Source organism: Streptomyces sp. NBC_00631 (assembly GCF_045206895.1).
GTDB lineage: Bacteria > Actinomycetota > Actinomycetes > Streptomycetales > Streptomycetaceae > Streptomyces.
Genome location: NZ_CP107734.1, coordinates 4903377 through 4918370, shown reverse-complemented (window position 1 = coordinate 4918370; position 14994 = coordinate 4903377). Strand labels below are relative to the sequence as shown.

Sequence of the window (14994 nt, the reverse complement as noted above, 5' to 3'; positions counted from 1 at the left end):
CCATGAGCCCGTACCAGGGAAAACACCGGAAGGACCCCCTGTGACCACCCACGTGGACAAAGCCACACCGGCACCGGCGGAGGAGTTCCTCAACAGGCCCGCCACCCCCAGCCAGCGCATCCACTCGGTGCTGCACCGCCAGCCGGCCCTCAGCCCGGCGATCGTCCTGGTGCTCGCCGCCGTCGTGTTCTCCCTGGTGAACGAGCGTTTCTACGCGCTGCAGAACCTCTCGCTGGTCGCCCAGCAGGTGGCCGTCATCGGTTCGCTCGCCGTCGGCCAGACGGTCATCATCCTCACCGCCGGCATCGACCTGTCGATCGGCGCGGTGATGGTGCTCTCCTCACTGCTCATGTCGAAGCTCGTCGCGGACAACCACTGGCCCGGCGTGTTCGCCCTGCTGGCCGGAGCGGTCGTCGCGATAGCCGCCCAGGCCGTCAACGGCCTGCTGGTGACCAAGATCAAGCTGCCGCCGTTCATCGTCACCCTCGGCACCCTCAGCGTCTTCACCGCCATCACCCTCATCTACGCCAAGGGCCAGACCGTCGCCCTGCAGCCGGGCAACATCCTGCTGTGGAGCGGCCAGACCGTCTCCCTCGGACAGCTGAACCTCACGTACGGCGTCCTCCTCATGATCGCCCTGTACGCGGTGATCGGCTACGCCCTGCGCTACACCGCCTGGGGCCGCCACCTCTACGCCGTCGGCGACGACGTCGAGGCCGCCCGGCTGGCCGGCATCTCCGTCAATCGGGTACTGCTCAGCGCCTACATGGTGGGCGGTTTCGCCATCGCCGTGGGCGCCTGGATCCTGGTCGGCCGGGTCGGCGGCGGTGACCCCAACAGCGGTCTCAACGCCAACCTGCAGTCCATCACCGCCGTGGTGATCGGCGGCACCAGCCTGTTCGGCGGACGCGGGGTGGTCTTCGGGTCGCTGATCGGCGCGCTCATCGTCCAGGTCTTCGTCAACGGCCTCGCGCTGGCCGGCATCGACCCCAACTACCAAGTCCTCGCAGTCGGCATCCTGGTGATCGCGGCTGTCTCCGTCGACCAGTGGATCCGGAGTGTGAAGTCGTGACGACCGCCACCGCCCCCGTTCTCGAAGCCAAGGGCCTGGTCAAGCTCTTCGGCAGGGTCGTCGGCCTGAACAGCGTCGATCTCACCCTCAACCCCGGCGAGGTCCTCGCCGTCATCGGCGACAACGGCGCCGGCAAGTCCACCCTGATCAAGTGCCTGTCCGGTGCCCTCGTCCCCGACCAGGGCAGCATCCTGGTCGACGGCAAGGAGGTCCACTTCAAACGCCCCCAGGACGCCCGCGACGCCGGCATCGAGACCGTCTACCAGACCCTCGCCGTGGCCCCCGCCCTGGACATCGCCAGCAACCTCTTCCTCGCCCGCGAGATCCGCCGCAAGGGCGTCCTCGGCTCGGTGTTCCGCATGCTCGACACCGGCGAGATGAAGAAGCAGGCCGCCGACCACATCAAACGGCTCGGCATCGGCACCCTGCAGAACATCAACCAGGCCGTGGAGACCCTCTCCGGCGGCCAGCGCCAGTCCGTGGCCGTCGCCCGCACCGCGGCCTTCGGCGGCCGGGTGGTGATCCTCGACGAACCCACCGCCGCGCTCGGCGTCCGCGAGACCGGGCAGGTCCTGAAGCTCGTCCGCGACCTGCGCGACCAGGGTCTCGGTGTCATCCTCATCAGCCACAACATGCCGAACGTCTTCGAGGTCGCCGACCGCATCCACATCCAGCGCCTCGGCGCCTGCGCCGGCGTCATCACCCCCGAGTCGCACTCCATGGAGGACGCGGTGGCCATCATGACGGGCGCGAAGAAGCTCGCCCCCGGGGCGAGCTGAAGAGGACGGCACGGGAATGACCGCCGAGTACCGGATCACCGAGAGCCGCCTCGGCGGCGAACCCACCCTCGTCGTCTCCGCACCGGACGACTCGGCACGCGCCGTCCTCGCCCTGCGCGGTGCGACGCTGCTGAGCTGGCAGGTCGGCAGCGAAGCGACCGGCCACCCGAAGGAGTTGACGGACGGCTACCGCGACGAGAAGGAACTCCTGTCACAGGACGGCGTACGCGCCGGCCTGCTGGCCCCCTTCCCCAACCGCGTGGCCGACGCCCGCTACCACCACGACGGCCACGACCACGACCTGCTCCCGGGCGCCCACGGCGACCGGCTGATCTACCACGGCTTCGCCCGCGAGACCCCCTTCGAACTCGCCCACGCCACCACGGCACCCGACTCCGCCCGCCTGCTCCTGCGCACCACGAGCATCCGGCCGGGCACGCACCCCGGCTACCCCTTCGCCCTCGACCTCACGGCCGAATACACGCTCAGCGCCGACGAGTTGAGCATCACCATCGGCGCGACGAACGTGGGCGACACCACCGCCCCCTACGCGGCGGGCTGGCACCCCTACTTCACCCTGTCCCGTCCCATCGACGACCTGACCCTGCACATCCCCGCACACACCCTGATCCGCACCGACGCATCCCTCGTCCCGCTGCCCGGCGAGGACGCCCGGCTCCCCCTGGACCACCGCCCCACCATGGACTTCCGCACGCCACGACGGCTGGGCGACGCGGTCATCGACGCCTGCTACGCGGACCTCACCCCCGGCCCCGCCGGCCGGATCGAGACGGTCCTGACCGACCCGGCGACCGGCGAGGAACTGCGCGTCTGGCAGTACAACGGCTACATGCACGTCTTCACCGGCGACACCCTGGCCCGCGACCCCCGCGCCTCCATCGCCCTCGAACCCGTCGAGACGATGACCAACGCCTTCAACCGCCCGGAACACGCGGCCGCCCTCGCCCTCGAACCCGGCCGCACCCGCACCTTCGCCTTCGGCGTCAGGTACGCGTCCTCGGAAACCCCCACAGCCCACGAGGCCCCGTAGAAGCAAACCGGCGCTCCCGCCCTCGGCCGCAGAGCGCTCCGCATCATGGCGCACGCACGCGGCCCTGGTTCCGGGGACGCAACCGGAATGCGCGGCTCGGCGAGCGTCACTCGGTTCACTCACCGAGGTCAGGACCTGGTGGACGCACAGATCGGTGACGAGGTGGCCGGCGGAGCCGCTCGCCGGCCGGGTACCGAGGCGGAGCGCGTCGCACGCGCAGCTCAGAGGCCGCCGGTGTTGAGCAGCCGGTTGGGTGTGTCGGAGCGGACGCCGCGCAGGACACCGCGGGTGGCCGTGTGGTCGAGCCAGACGTGGACCTGGTGGGCCGTGGCGTGGGGGTGTGCCGACAGGTACAGCGCGATCACGCCGGTCGCGTGCGGCGCGGCCCAGGAGGTGGCGCCGTCGTTCTCCGTGGTCGTACCGCCGCCGGCGAGGGCGGCGGTCACCTTCTGGCCGGGCGCGTACAGGTCCACGCACCGCCCGTACCCCGATCCGTACGAGCCGCTGTCGCTCCATGGGCGGTCGCCGGGGGTGGAGGCCGCGACGACGATCGTGCCGGGGACACCGGCCGGGGAGTGCTTGCAGGCGTCGTCATGGAAGTTGCCGGCCGACACCACCGTCGGGATCCCCGCGTCGACCATCTGCCTCACGGCGGACTCCAGCGCCGCCGACCGGTGGCCGAGGTTGAGCGACATGTTCACCACCGCGGGCTTCTGCGCGTGCGCGGTGACCCACTTGACCGACTTCACCAGGGCCGCCTCGGCCGCTGCCGGGGAGCCGCCGCCCTCGCTCTCGCACAGGATGCCCTGGACCCGTACGAGCTCCGCCTGGGGCGCCACCCCGTACTTCGCCCCGCCGATGATGCCCGCGACGAACGTGCCGTGGCCGACACCCGCCTCGCTGAAGCAGTCACCGGAGTCCTTCGGGCCCACGAAGTCGGCGCCGAGACGGGCGCGTCCGCCGAACTCCTTGTGACCGACGTCCAACCCGGTGTCGATCACATAGACGTGCACGCCCTTGCCCGTGGCGGTGGTGGTGAACTTCCCGTTCAGAGGCCGCGACCGCTGGTCCAGAACATCCAGGTTCCACGGCACGTTCCGGGTGACGGGCGACGCCGCGGACTGCGCGACCGCGGCCGACGTCCCCACAGTGCCGGTGGATGTGGGCGCCGAGCCTGACGACGCCCCGTCCCCGGGGAGCGCCGCGGACTGCCTCGTCCCCTGCGCGGGGAGCGTCCTGCCACTGCCACCGGTGGCAGCGCCGGCTTCCCCGCCACAGGCCGAGGCCCCGAGCACCGTCGCCATGGCCACCACCACGAGACCGGCCTTCGTCACGTTCCGCGTCACAACGTCCCCCGCCGTCCTGCTGCGTACACAGTCAGCGCACAAGACGACCACAGGGGGCGGGCGGTTCCGGCGAAACGGACGGCGGCCGGTCACCACCGCCTCAACGCCCCTGCTCGGACTGCTGACCGTAATCGGTTCGATCCATTCGCCGTCCGCCTACGCGCCGGCCTTCGCCCTCGGCACCACCACCGCGGTCAGCCTGAACTGCTCCCGGTTCAATCTGGCCCGCATCCCGGGTCCCGCCCTGGCGGCCCTCTCCGCACCGACACGCTCACAAAGGTCGTCAACACGGATGTCTTCCTCAGAAGCCCCTGAACGGGCTGAGGCACACAAGATGGCCGGGGATGATCGTCTTGACGATCAGCACACGGCCGTCCACAAACCGGATGATCCGGACCGCCACGTGGCGGTGCACGAAGAAGCAGAACCGGTGGTGCCGGTCCAGAGGGAAGTGATCGTGGTTGCGGTCACCGAACCCGTGGCCCGGCCGGACGTCACCGGAGCCGAACCCGTTCCCTGGGCCGTGACCTACCCGCGCCCCGTCGTCGGATCCCGAAGCCGTTCCTGGCTGCGGCATGGTGCCGGTGGTGGGCGGAGCCGGGCCGGGTTGCGGATCCGCCATGGCGGGCGCCGCCCCGGAGAAGGCCACCCCGGCCACCAGGAGGGGCGCGATCGCAGTTGTTGAGAGACGCATGGTACGTGACCTCCTAGCTACTTTGCCCCGTATGTTCTCTATGTGTACGTATCTGGCGCCCCCGGAGATTGCGAGGTGGCGGACGCGTCCTGCCGGTGCGGCGTCCCGAGTCCTCGGCCACCGGAACCAGGCCGGCGGCGGAGGCCCGGGTTGCCACCGGCCCCCGCGTCATCCGGCTGCACGACGCCCGCCACGGCGACGGGGGTCGCGCCCCGCGTCGTGACGGAGAACCTGGGCCACTCCCGGATCAGCATCACCATGGACGTGTCCACGCACGTCGTGCAGGACACCCGGCGTGACGCCATGAGCCACATGGACCGGCTCCTCAGGAGCAAGCGCCCCGGTCGCCGTTGACCGTGCCGAGAGCGTCCGCCTGGCCCCCCGGCAGAAGCGCCCGGTCCAGCCAGGAACCGGGCGGGCCGGCGGTCCGTTCCTCTGCCGTCCTGCCGGTCACTCGGTGTCCGAGGACAAGAAGACCGAGTGACCTCCGATGAACGCAACCGGACGGGCCGGCTCGCGGACCTGGTCCGGGTCCGGGCAGGTTCCTGGCGGATGTTCGACGGCGACCTCACCACCGCCACCACCTCGGGGAACGGCTGGGTGACCGTCAGCCCGACCGACGGGTCCTCGCTGACACTCGACGCGGTGCCGGCGGCGGCCAGACGTGGAAAACCCTCGTGGCGATCAGCAACATGACCAGCGACCAGGACTGGTACACCTTCAAACTGCCCGGACATACGACGACCCCGTCACTCCGGATCTACGACGGCCACGGCGGCTTCACCAACCTCGCGGAGGTCCGGCTGCTGGCACTTCGGTAACGCGACGACGAAGAGGAAGCGGAAGAGGAAGAAGAAGGGGCATGCGATGGGTCACGTGCTCCCGGCGAACCGGGGGCACGTGACGTGAGCCGGTCTCGTCCGTCGTGAGGTTGACCATGACAGACCGGGCGGAGCGGCTCCGCCGTCAGCGGTTGCTCGTGGTGCCGATGTCGACGATGTGGTTGTACCGCTCCACCAGCACGAAAAGCTTGATCTTCTGCGTCGTCTCCCCGCTGCCGAAGGTCAGGGTGACGATGACCTCATGGCCGTTGCCCACGGCGCCGTTGTCGGTCACCGTCCACTTCCGCGGGACGTTTTGGGCACGCAGGACACCGTCCGCCCCGTGCTTCTTCTCCCAGGCCGCCAGTCGCTTGGCGAAGTCGGGTGTCAGGTAGTGCTTGCGGAGCACCGTTTCCAGCTTGGCGTCCGGGTCGTAGTCGCCGATCGCGTCGATGTACGCGCCGTAGAAGTCGGCGACCCGGGTCACCACTTGGCCGCTCGTGCCGCTGACCGACCGCGGTGCGGCGGTGGACGACCTTGCGGGGGCATGGACGGACGCCTGAGCCGACACCTGTGTCGACACACCGAGTCCGACAGCCAGGACGAGGCCGGCGGCGACGGCCGCGCGGCGGCCCGGCCGACGGTGTGCGGGGGACTTCCTGTTCATGTGCATCTTCCTTTTCTGGTCCATATGTGGTTGCTCCCGGCCCGGTGTCTTCGTGCCGGGGCCGTCGTGTGGCTCTCGCCTTTTCGGGTCGGCGGGCGCCGCCCCAGAGTCATGAACATCTGCTGCCGCGCGGCCCCGTTCCGCTCCCTGCGCCGCGGCTCGGGGCGCGATCGGTGACACCAAGTCCTGCTGAATCGCGCCGAATGACCCCGTCAGTGGCCGATTGGCCGCCCTCCCCACCCCCGTGGCGGAGGGCGGCCCCGGTCATGCGGTCAGCGGAGCTTGTCCACGGCCCGTGACGGCCGTCTTCCTGAAGGCCTTCACCGGCGGCGCATGCCCGAAGTCGCCAGACGGGTGTCGAAGACGCCCCAGGGGACCACCGTGTGCGGGCCGTAGCCGTGCCCGCCCTCCTCGAACAGGCAGCGTGCCGTAGTCCTTCAGCGTGGCCTCGGTCTCCGGGGCCGCCTTGTCGATGCGTGCGCACAGGACTTGACGTCTTTGCTCAGCCGCGAGAAGCGCCCCCGCCACGAGGAAGCGACGCCTTGGCCGCGACGTTGTGCAGCGAGTGCGAGGAGCGGGCCTGCTCGGGTGCGCTTGGGCATGGGTGTCCCCCGTGGATGAGTGCATGAGTGTCATTTGTCGCCCACCGCCGGCTGGTCGGTCCGGTCCTGGTCGGTGCGACACCAAGAGCATCAGCCGTCACGGCGGCGCGGCGCAACGCCGGACGCCCGTCCGGCTACGGTGGAACCATCCCAGCCCATCTGACGTGCAGGTGTATGGACCGCCTGGGATACGGGGACACGTGGGGGGACGGGGGAACGGTGTCGAACGGGGACGACGTCGAGCAGTTCGCGGCGCTGCTGCGCCGGCTGAAGGACCGCACGGGCCGGAGCTACGGCTCCCTGGCCCGCCGTCTCACCATGAACACCTCCACGCTGCACCGCTACTGCGCGGGCGAGGCGGTCCCGCAGGACTACGCCCCGGTGGAGCGCCTGGCCGCCTTCTGCGGGGCGACACCGGAGGAACGCCTAGATCTGCACCGCCTGTGGCTGCTCGCGGTGACGGCACGACAGCGGTCGAGGGCGGGTGAGGAGGCAGCGGAGCCGACAGGGACCGAAGGGGCACTGGAGCCGACAGGGGACGCGCGGGCTTCGGGTCCGGACAGCCGGACGGCGGGGCGTGCGGGTGGCAGCGCGCGCAGTGCGGGTGACGGCGCCGACGGCATCGGTGGTGACGGGAGCGGCACGAGCGGTTCACCTCCGCGACTCGATGCGGGCGCACCCGACGCTCCCGGACCGGCCAGTCGCGAGTCGACGGCCAAGGGGGATGCGGTCCGCTCAACTGGACGGCCCTGGTACCGCCGTCGCCGCACCGTCGTCGGCACAGCCACGGCGACCGTACTGCTGGTGACGCTGGGCAGTATGTCGGCGCTGTCGGCCGACCGGTCTCACGACAACTCCGCCAAGGCCCCCGGTCAGTCCCGTACGACAGGAACCGGTACGTCACACCACCCCTCGGCCACTGCGGCCGGCCCCTCCCGCGGCCGTTCTTCGGCCTCGCCCTCCACAGGAGTACGGGCTTCAGGGAGCCCCGAGTCGAAGGGCGGATCGTCGGCGGAGACGAAGAGCGACGCCCTCGTGCCGCTCGCCTGGACCGCCGACTCGCAGATCTGGGACGGAGGTTGCGGGCACGACTACGTCATCGAGAAGGAGCCGGCCCAGGTGCCCCCGCCGCCGGCACAGCAGGACGCCGGAGTGTGGGCAGCGACGCAGCAGGCGGTACCTGGGCGGCAGACGATGGTGCAGATCTCGGTGCAGGGGAAGTCGTCCACGGCCGTGGTCCTCACGGCCCTCCGGGTCCGTGTCGTCAGCCGCGGCACCCCGGTCACCGGCAACGCGTACGCCATGGGCCAGGGCTGCGGCAGTGATCTGCCGCCCCGCAACTTCTCCGTGAACCTGGACGTCGACCGCCCGATCGCCCACGCGCGCCCCGGCAACGACAGCGGAAAGACCGTCCCCGCAGTGCAGTTCCCCTACCGCGTCTCCGCCGAGGACCCGGAGGTGCTGCAGCTCACCGCGACGACCGAGGCCTACGACTGCAACTGGTACCTGGAACTCGACTGGTCGTCCCAGGGCCGCACCGGCACGGTCCGCATCGACGACCACGGCCACCCGTTCCGCACCAGCAGCATCAAGGGCCTGCCCCACTACTGGTACGGCACGAACGACCACGGTGTGCGGCAGTGGGTACCCACCGACTCGTGAGGGAACGCGGGAGCTGCTCGGGCCACGGTCGAGCTGTCGGGGCCGGTTGCTGCCGCTTCGGCCAGGAACGCCCGTGCCGTCGTCGCGGGGTGATCCGCCGTGCAGGCGGATCACCGCCCCGGCGATTCCTCGCCGAAGGCAGCCCCAGGGGCATCACGGCGGCCCGATGGTCGAGACGCAAGACGGACCAGGAACGCGTGCTGCTCGCGGAAACTCCGGTGAGGGCCTCGGCCGGCTCGGGGATCTCGTCACGGAGTTTTCGCTCGGCCGGGGGCCCGGCCCGACCAGCACGGCAGGCGGGGAACCTCACGCCGAGGGGAGCGCGGATGCGTACATGACTGAATCTGCAACTGGATCTACACAGCGAAGGCGCAATTGCCGCACAGGCGAGTTCGGTTGATGCGGAGTTGTCCGGGTCGGAGCAGACGTGACAACAGCTGCCTGTTTCAATGCGCAGCACTACATGTAGAGAGGCTGCCCTCAATTCGTGTGCATCCCTGCACGGATGAGTGGCCGACCGTTTCAACTGCCCTGCTGGGAGCAACGACCGACTGGATGCCGGGCATGCTCCGTGATTTGATCCTTCGCGCCGCAGGGATCGCGCCAAGGCGTCCGGAAAGAGATGGCGCGGGCTGCGGTCGCGGCCGACCATCTGTCCCCAGCCTGGCCGCTCCCCCTTGTGGAACATCCATACGAAGGGCAGTTTCATGATGAACTCCGCTCCCCAGGTTCAGACCCTTGAAATCTCCGACGCCGAGCTCGACACCGTCTCCGGTGGCCTGAGCCCGCAGGCCGGTATCACCGCCGGCCCCACGGCGATCAGCAGCTCGGGCCTCGTGGCTCAGTTCGGCACGGTCAAGGACGAGGTCCTGGACACCGTCGGCCAGTACCACCAGGTGGGATTCACCGTCTCCTTCTGATCGCCGGATCGCGGGACTCCCTCGTCGGGTGATCGCTGATGGCTTGGCCGACAGCCTGACCGTTGATCGGTAACCACAGCGGGCCCGTAGCTTCTTCAGGCGGCTGTGGAAAGCGGAAAGCGTTGTGGCGGCTCTGGTCGAGGTCCGGCGGAAGGCCGAGTCGAGAGATGAGCTGTGACTCCATGGCTCACGGTTCCAACTGCTCGACCAGGCACACTCGCGTGTTGTCCGCCAGTCATCGGTCCAGGGCGGCTTCGCCGGCCTGGCCGAAGGTCCTCAACCTACCGCTGCCACACGCCACCGCGTCTCGGCGAGATGATCTGGAAGGGCGGGGAAGAGGCTCCCGCCCAGGAGACGTGGCATCCGCGTGGCATCAGTGACACGCGTGTGGCACGCCCCCGAACACGACGCAGGGCCGGCTCAGGAGGAAACCCTCCCGAGCTGGCCCTTCTCTCTGTGCCCCCGGCAGGATTCGAACCTGCGACACCCGCTTTAGGAGTTCGACCAGGCCTTAGGTGAGGTGGCTGTACACCTCAGGGTGCCTGTCGCGCGTGGCCGTCGAAGACTGCTGGCGGCTGCCCACGTTGATGTCAGCCATGGACGTCACCGTGGAGGTCTGTCCGGCTTCACCTTGTATGTCACTCGGCTGGTCAAGAAGAAGGCCCTGGACGGACGATCACCGCTGCTAACGTCCCCTCGTGCCCTCGGAGATACAGCGCCTGGTCGATGAACTCGTCACACAGATGAAGTCCGGCTCCGCTCCTGCCTACCGAACCGCGATGAAGCGGCTTGCGGATACTGCTCGGGCAGGAGGCCCCGAGAGCCTGACGGCCGCAGTAGAAGCGCTCGCGCCATTGCTGCCTGGTCTGAGTGGGGACTTCGCCATGACGGCGGTTCTGGCGGGCGCCTGCGTCGAGTGGGGTGCGTCCCCCATGGCTCTCGTCGACGTGCTGCCGCAGCGCGCTTCGGAAGCCATGATGCTCAACAAGGTAGTGCCTGAGTTCTGGGACAAAGCAGCACGCGGCCGCTCGCTGCCCGAACCGGTGAGCGCCAGCACCCACCAACTGGTGCGGACGCTGAACGGACTGGCCCGCTGGCGCCGGGGCGTCGACAAGAACACCATGACCCGGATCGCCATGTCCTGGTTCGACATGGAGCACTGGCTCAAAGCTCTGATCACCGTCATGGCGGACGCAGGTTTCCGCGCGGCCGTTACCGGCGACGTCAAAGCCGAGTTGCGTGAACACGCCGCCGCGGTCGCTCACCGGTCCCAGCGAGCTGCTTGGGTCGGCGCGCTGGCTGCTGTCCTTGACGACGAGCCGCTGATCGTCATCGACCCTCGCACACATCGGGGATACGCCCTCACGATGAGTGGCGTCGGGGACAACGGTCAGTTGCACATCCTCCTGGCGGATCGCCTCGTCGGGGATCCCGGACAAGGCCTGGTCGCTGGGGATCGCCCCGCACGGTCCTGGGTCGAGGCGGCCACCAGCGGCGAACCCCGCCTCGGCCCCGACGCCCCCGCGATCCGCTGCTTCCGCCTCTTCGACGGCCAAGGGGCCTACATCGGCCCGGAGGGTGTGCCTGCCGACATAGGATCCCTCGACGGCACCCGCGTTCTCGTACTGCACCCGCCGAACGGCAACTACGCCCTGGGCGTGGGTCGAGTTTTCGAGCACATGACGCCGGCCTTCTGCCTCGACCGGATTCTCGAACCGATCGAGACACAGCGCTGGCTCGCCCAGCTGGCTCCCGCCGTTGAGAACGACCTGATAGCCCACTAGAGACCGCCGCACCCCCTGGTCCCGCACATACTTTGCGTGCGTCTGGCACGACCTCTTCGTCCCGAAGCGACTTCGGTGGGGGTACTGCCTTGGGCCGGTGCGGCCTTCACCTGCGTGGATTGTCGCCGCCGTTCGCGTCCGTTCGCCGGTGTTCGTCGGCGTTGTCACGCAGTCAGACACTCACCGCTGCGGTATCTCAGTTACCTGCTCCGCGACTTGGCCAGGGGTGTCCATCCGGAGATCGATCCGCAGGTCGGCCCGCTCGGACGAAGTCGCCATATTCGTCCTGGACCCGGTTCTCGTTGACCCACCTCCCCCGCACTGCGTCCGTGGCCTCCTCGGCAGCGCCCAGTGCGGTAGATGGGTCTTCGGCCGTGGCAACGAGTCGGCCGAACTCCTCGTCGGCGTCCTCGGCGTTGAGCGGTGGGAACTCGACCAGGTCGAAGAACATCTCATGGCCGATGTCCTCGACGGTATGGACGTAGACCTCATACGCCGCCTTCGTCGGGCGGACCTCGACGTACCCGACTCCGAGCCGACCCGGAGCGCCGACCGGACCGAGGGACTGTTCCACCGGCCGCCCTCGCTTCAGGGCCCCGATGATGAAGGTCTCTGTCAGGCAGCGCACCCTGCAACCCTACTCAGCGCGTCCGGCCCGCGATGCCGACCTCAGCTTGGGAAGCTGCGAGTATTTGGGGCCGCTCCGGAGGACTGACCTGCACGAATGGCGAAGGTGCGGCCTCCTGGGACTCGGCCACATCCACCGTGGTTCCCCGCTGTTCCCCGCTCGATCTGGTGCGCTTGCGGTGCGGCGGCGGGAGTCAAGGTCTGTGGCCCGCAGGCAAGGTAGGTACCTGGCACAGACCTTGACGGGACTTCCTCCTAGTCGAACTCACCCGCCTGTACGCCCTGGATGAAGGTACGCCACTCTTCCTCGGTGAAGTGAAGTGCCGGACCGTCAGGGTTCTTGGAGCTGCGAACCACCGCTCCCTGTGCCTGCCGGTCGATCTCTACACAGCCCGATCCGTTCGACTGGCAGAAGGAGGAGCGCCTGAATCCCAGCGGCCCCGGTTCTTGAGCGTTCATCCTGGTCATCCTCTCCCTGTGTGCTCTCTCACGGCGTTCCTGTTGAAAGTAGTGCAAGACACGGGTCGTGACCACGAGATCTAGGTCGCCATACATGCCGAATGCGCCTAACGGTGGAGACACTGCCGGACATGTGTCGGACTCTATGGAGGCAAGCGAGTGCAGCTCAGGATCACCTCTCTTGTTCCTGTGGGGACGTTTAATGCCTTTCGCTGGCCTGGCTGGTTGCCTCCAGCCCTTCTGGGTGCTGTCGTCGGAGGAGTTGAGTACACCCTGGGTGGCGAACCTCCCGGGCGAGCGCTAGCGGACGCCTGGACCGTACTGGCTACCGGCACGCTTGCAACCGACGCCCTTGCTGGCGTGGCGATGTCCGCAAACCGGCGTCGACTGCTGCTGACGTCTTTGGGGGCGGCCACTGCGGCGGGGCTCTATCTGGCTCCTGGGTTCGGTCGTTACGGCTGGGACTGGATGTACCTCAGTGGAATTCTTACATTTCTAATCGGGATAGAACTGAGCGAGCCATTAGGTGAAGCGCTCAACGACACCCTGCGGGGCCTCGTAAACGACGGGTCGCTCCGGATCAACAATCGTGAGCTGCGTAAACTGCGCCGAGCTATTCGGCGTAGATGCCGCCGCAACCAGAAGATAGCGGGCCCAGTCATCGGTGGGGCGCTGGGGCTGAGCTGGTTCTTGTTCATCATCACCAGCCCCTCCAACGACGTGCTTCAAGTACTGGCGCACGGCTCTGTTGCACCGGTTTTTCAGTCACTGGCCGGAGTCGTCGCTGGTCAACGACTTGGGCGCCTCGTTGCCTACGGGACCGTATGGCAGTTGTTACCCCGCCGTTCCAACGTGCTTGACCTGATGCCTGATCATCCAGATGGCGCGGCCGGCTTACGCCCTATCGGCAGGTTTTACTTCCGGCTGTCGCTCATCGTCGGCTTACCTGCCGTTTACCTCGCTGTCTGGTGGTTGCTCATTCCGTTGCTTCCTGCCGACTATGGCGGGTGGCGAGTTCCCTACTTAGGCTTGCTGCCCATTGCCATCGGCTTCGAGGTGTTCGCTTTCGTATTGCCGATGCGTGGGGTGCATCAGCTGATGCAACAGCAATCGGGACGCTGGAGCACGCAGGCAGCCCGAATCATGCCTCAAATCAGGTCAGCTCAGAACGCGCTCATCGCTGCTACAAGTGGACATGATGACTTAACGAATCGCCTCAAAGTCCTCATGAACCGCTACAACACTTTGAGTCACGCCCCGACATGGCCTATCGATCCTGCCCTTCGACGCTGGTTCACCCTCAACAATACGGCACTGTTCATTCCTTTTCTCAGCTACATCGGCGGCAGCCCGGCCTTTTGGGCGCAGGTCGCGACGCTTATCGGCGGCCTCAAGCATTGAATTATCCTTAAGGGAAAAATTCTCACTCCGCGCGGTCCGTAGGAGGCCGTCGAGGTCGGTGTAGCGATTTTGGCCTGGAGTTTCAATGACCGAGTCAAGTTGCTGAGGTGCTGTCCGTGGGTGCGGGCGGCGCCCGTTCTCGGGGCGTCTGTGCCTCAGGCGACGAACGTCAGCCACGACGGCGGGCGTACCGAACGATCAGGCGCGCGTGTGTCTCGCTGTACCCCCTCCGGTCTTAGCGACGCTGTCGTGGCTTGTCGTCGGCCAGAGCAAGCTGCGACGCCGGCCGCGATGACAGCTTCGGAGCCCTCCGCCTGCCCGATTCGGGCCTCCTCGCCGGGCCGGGCGCACCATCGTCGCGCGTATGAAGGTCCGTCAGAATGTTCGCGCGGTCCTGTTGGATGACGGTCAACTGGTTTTTCTGCGCCGAGGATGGCCGGGGGGCTTGCCTACTAGCCGTAACAGCCAAGGAATCGCACCGAGTTCTGCGCTCGGCTCTGTCCTCCGCCTGCCGCGAGGAACTCATCACGCGCAACGTCGCCAAGCTCGTCGAGCCGCCCCGCACGGACACATCCGAACTGCACCCCTGGACCCTGGACGAGACGCTCGACTTCCTCGCCGCCTCCCGCAAGGACCCGCTCTACGCTGCCTTCGTCCTCGCCATCGCCATGGGCCTGCGTCGGGGTGAGATCGTCGGCCTCCGCTGGGCGAGTGCGTGCCGGTCTCACCGGCGGCCGAGATCGTCGACACTTCGTCGGGGCTCGGCATCTCCTGCTCTCTCGGAGCAACGACGACGAAGTCGTTCCAGGTGCTGGGGCAAGGGGGCATCCCAGCAAGTGGAGTATCCGCCGTGTCCCTCAACGTGGTTGCCGTGAACCCGACTTCGACGTCGAGCTACATGGAGTTGTGGCCGGACGGCTCCTCACGGCCCAGTCCGGGATCAGTGATCAACTTCCACATCGACAGAAAATCAGCAACACCGTGCTCGTGGCGCCCGGGTCCGATGGGAAAGTCGACGTCTACAACTCGTCCGGGACTGTCGACGTGGTCGTGGATGTCAGCGGCTACTTCACCTCGTCCTCCGGGGCAGCACCTGGCGGCTACGTCAC

General features: G+C 68.0%; 14 protein-coding genes and 2 pseudogenes. 11 read left to right on the top strand and 5 right to left on the bottom strand.

The window, feature by feature from the left end; all coding sequences use genetic code 11:
* The first annotated feature begins 40 nt into the window (after window positions 1–40).
* Genes OHB00_RS22470 through OHB00_RS22460 form a run of 3 tightly spaced genes read left to right on the top strand, consistent with a single transcriptional unit; the run spans window position 41 to window position 2902 of the window.
* Window positions 41–1072, top strand: coding sequence for an ABC transporter permease (locus OHB00_RS22470; RefSeq protein WP_406436905.1), 1032 nt, complete (start codon window positions 41–43; stop codon window positions 1070–1072).
* Entirely contained in the window at window positions 1069–1851 is a 783-nt protein-coding gene (locus OHB00_RS22465) for an ATP-binding cassette domain-containing protein (RefSeq protein ID WP_406436903.1), read from the top strand. The genes OHB00_RS22470 and OHB00_RS22465 overlap by 4 nt, the downstream gene beginning before the upstream one ends.
* Window positions 1852–1867: 16 nt before the next feature.
* The gene (locus tag OHB00_RS22460) at window positions 1868–2902 is read left to right on the top strand and encodes an aldose 1-epimerase (RefSeq protein ID WP_406436901.1); all 1035 of its coding nucleotides are present in this window, start codon (window positions 1868–1870) and stop codon (window positions 2900–2902) included.
* A gap of 221 nt (window positions 2903–3123) precedes the next feature.
* Here OHB00_RS22460 and OHB00_RS22455 read toward each other — a convergent pair whose 3' ends face one another.
* A complete protein-coding gene (locus OHB00_RS22455; RefSeq protein ID WP_406436899.1) occupies window positions 3124–4236 on the bottom strand; it encodes a S8 family peptidase in 1113 nt (370 codons plus the stop codon).
* 313 nt (window positions 4237–4549) lie between these two features.
* Window positions 4550–4942 carry a hypothetical protein gene (locus OHB00_RS22450; RefSeq protein WP_406436897.1) on the bottom strand — a complete coding sequence of 131 codons (393 nt, stop codon included), beginning with the start codon at window positions 4940–4942 and terminating at the stop codon, window positions 4550–4552.
* Window positions 4943–5094: 152 nt separating this feature from the next.
* On the opposite strand from OHB00_RS22450, the pseudogene OHB00_RS22445 reads away from it, so the two are divergent.
* The 3 genes and pseudogenes from OHB00_RS22445 to OHB00_RS22435 all read left to right on the top strand — a co-directional run.
* Window positions 5095–5296 (top strand): annotated as a pseudogene (locus OHB00_RS22445) (site-specific integrase); the annotation flags it as partial.
* 126 nt (window positions 5297–5422) lie between these two features.
* Window positions 5423–5638, top strand: a complete 216-nt coding sequence (locus tag OHB00_RS22440; protein WP_406436895.1) for a hypothetical protein — start codon at window positions 5423–5425, stop codon at window positions 5636–5638.
* Window positions 5620–5763 carry a hypothetical protein gene (locus OHB00_RS22435; protein WP_406436893.1) on the top strand — a complete coding sequence of 48 codons (144 nt, stop codon included), beginning with the start codon at window positions 5620–5622 and terminating at the stop codon, window positions 5761–5763. Before OHB00_RS22440 ends, OHB00_RS22435 begins: the two co-directional genes overlap by 19 nt.
* A 145-nt stretch (window positions 5764–5908) precedes the next feature.
* On the opposite strand, the gene OHB00_RS22430 is transcribed toward OHB00_RS22435, so the two are convergent.
* Window positions 5909–6430 carry a hypothetical protein gene (locus OHB00_RS22430; RefSeq protein WP_406436891.1) on the bottom strand — a complete coding sequence of 174 codons (522 nt, stop codon included), beginning with the start codon at window positions 6428–6430 and terminating at the stop codon, window positions 5909–5911.
* 776 nt (window positions 6431–7206) lie between these two features.
* Between OHB00_RS22430 and OHB00_RS22425 the strand changes: the two genes are divergently transcribed.
* From OHB00_RS22425 to OHB00_RS22415, 3 genes are all read left to right on the top strand, one after another.
* The gene (locus tag OHB00_RS22425) at window positions 7207–8694 is read left to right on the top strand and encodes a helix-turn-helix domain-containing protein (protein ID WP_406436889.1); all 1488 of its coding nucleotides are present in this window, start codon (window positions 7207–7209) and stop codon (window positions 8692–8694) included.
* A gap of 710 nt (window positions 8695–9404) precedes the next feature.
* Window positions 9405–9614 (top strand): hypothetical protein, encoded by a 210-nt coding sequence (locus OHB00_RS22420; protein ID WP_406445946.1) that lies wholly within the window; start codon window positions 9405–9407, stop codon window positions 9612–9614.
* A 698-nt stretch (window positions 9615–10312) separates the two neighbouring features.
* Window positions 10313–11398 (top strand): hypothetical protein, encoded by a 1086-nt coding sequence (locus OHB00_RS22415; protein ID WP_406436887.1) that lies wholly within the window; start codon window positions 10313–10315, stop codon window positions 11396–11398.
* Window positions 11399–11594: 196 nt separating this feature from the next.
* On the opposite strand, the gene OHB00_RS22410 is transcribed toward OHB00_RS22415, so the two are convergent.
* Entirely contained in the window at window positions 11595–12026 is a 432-nt protein-coding gene (locus OHB00_RS22410) for a hypothetical protein (protein WP_406436886.1), read from the bottom strand.
* A gap of 254 nt (window positions 12027–12280) precedes the next feature.
* Window positions 12281–12493: a DUF397 domain-containing protein gene (locus OHB00_RS22405; protein ID WP_406436884.1), complete on the bottom strand. Its 213-nt coding sequence runs from the start codon at window positions 12491–12493 to the stop codon at window positions 12281–12283.
* Window positions 12494–12643: 150 nt separating this feature from the next.
* Between OHB00_RS22405 and OHB00_RS22400 the strand changes: the two genes are divergently transcribed.
* Entirely contained in the window at window positions 12644–13885 is a 1242-nt protein-coding gene (locus OHB00_RS22400) for a hypothetical protein (protein ID WP_406436882.1), read from the top strand.
* Window positions 13886–14340: 455 nt separating this feature from the next.
* Window positions 14341–14596: pseudogene (locus OHB00_RS22395) on the top strand (site-specific integrase); the annotation flags it as partial.
* Between the last annotated feature and the right edge of the window lie 398 nt (window positions 14597–14994).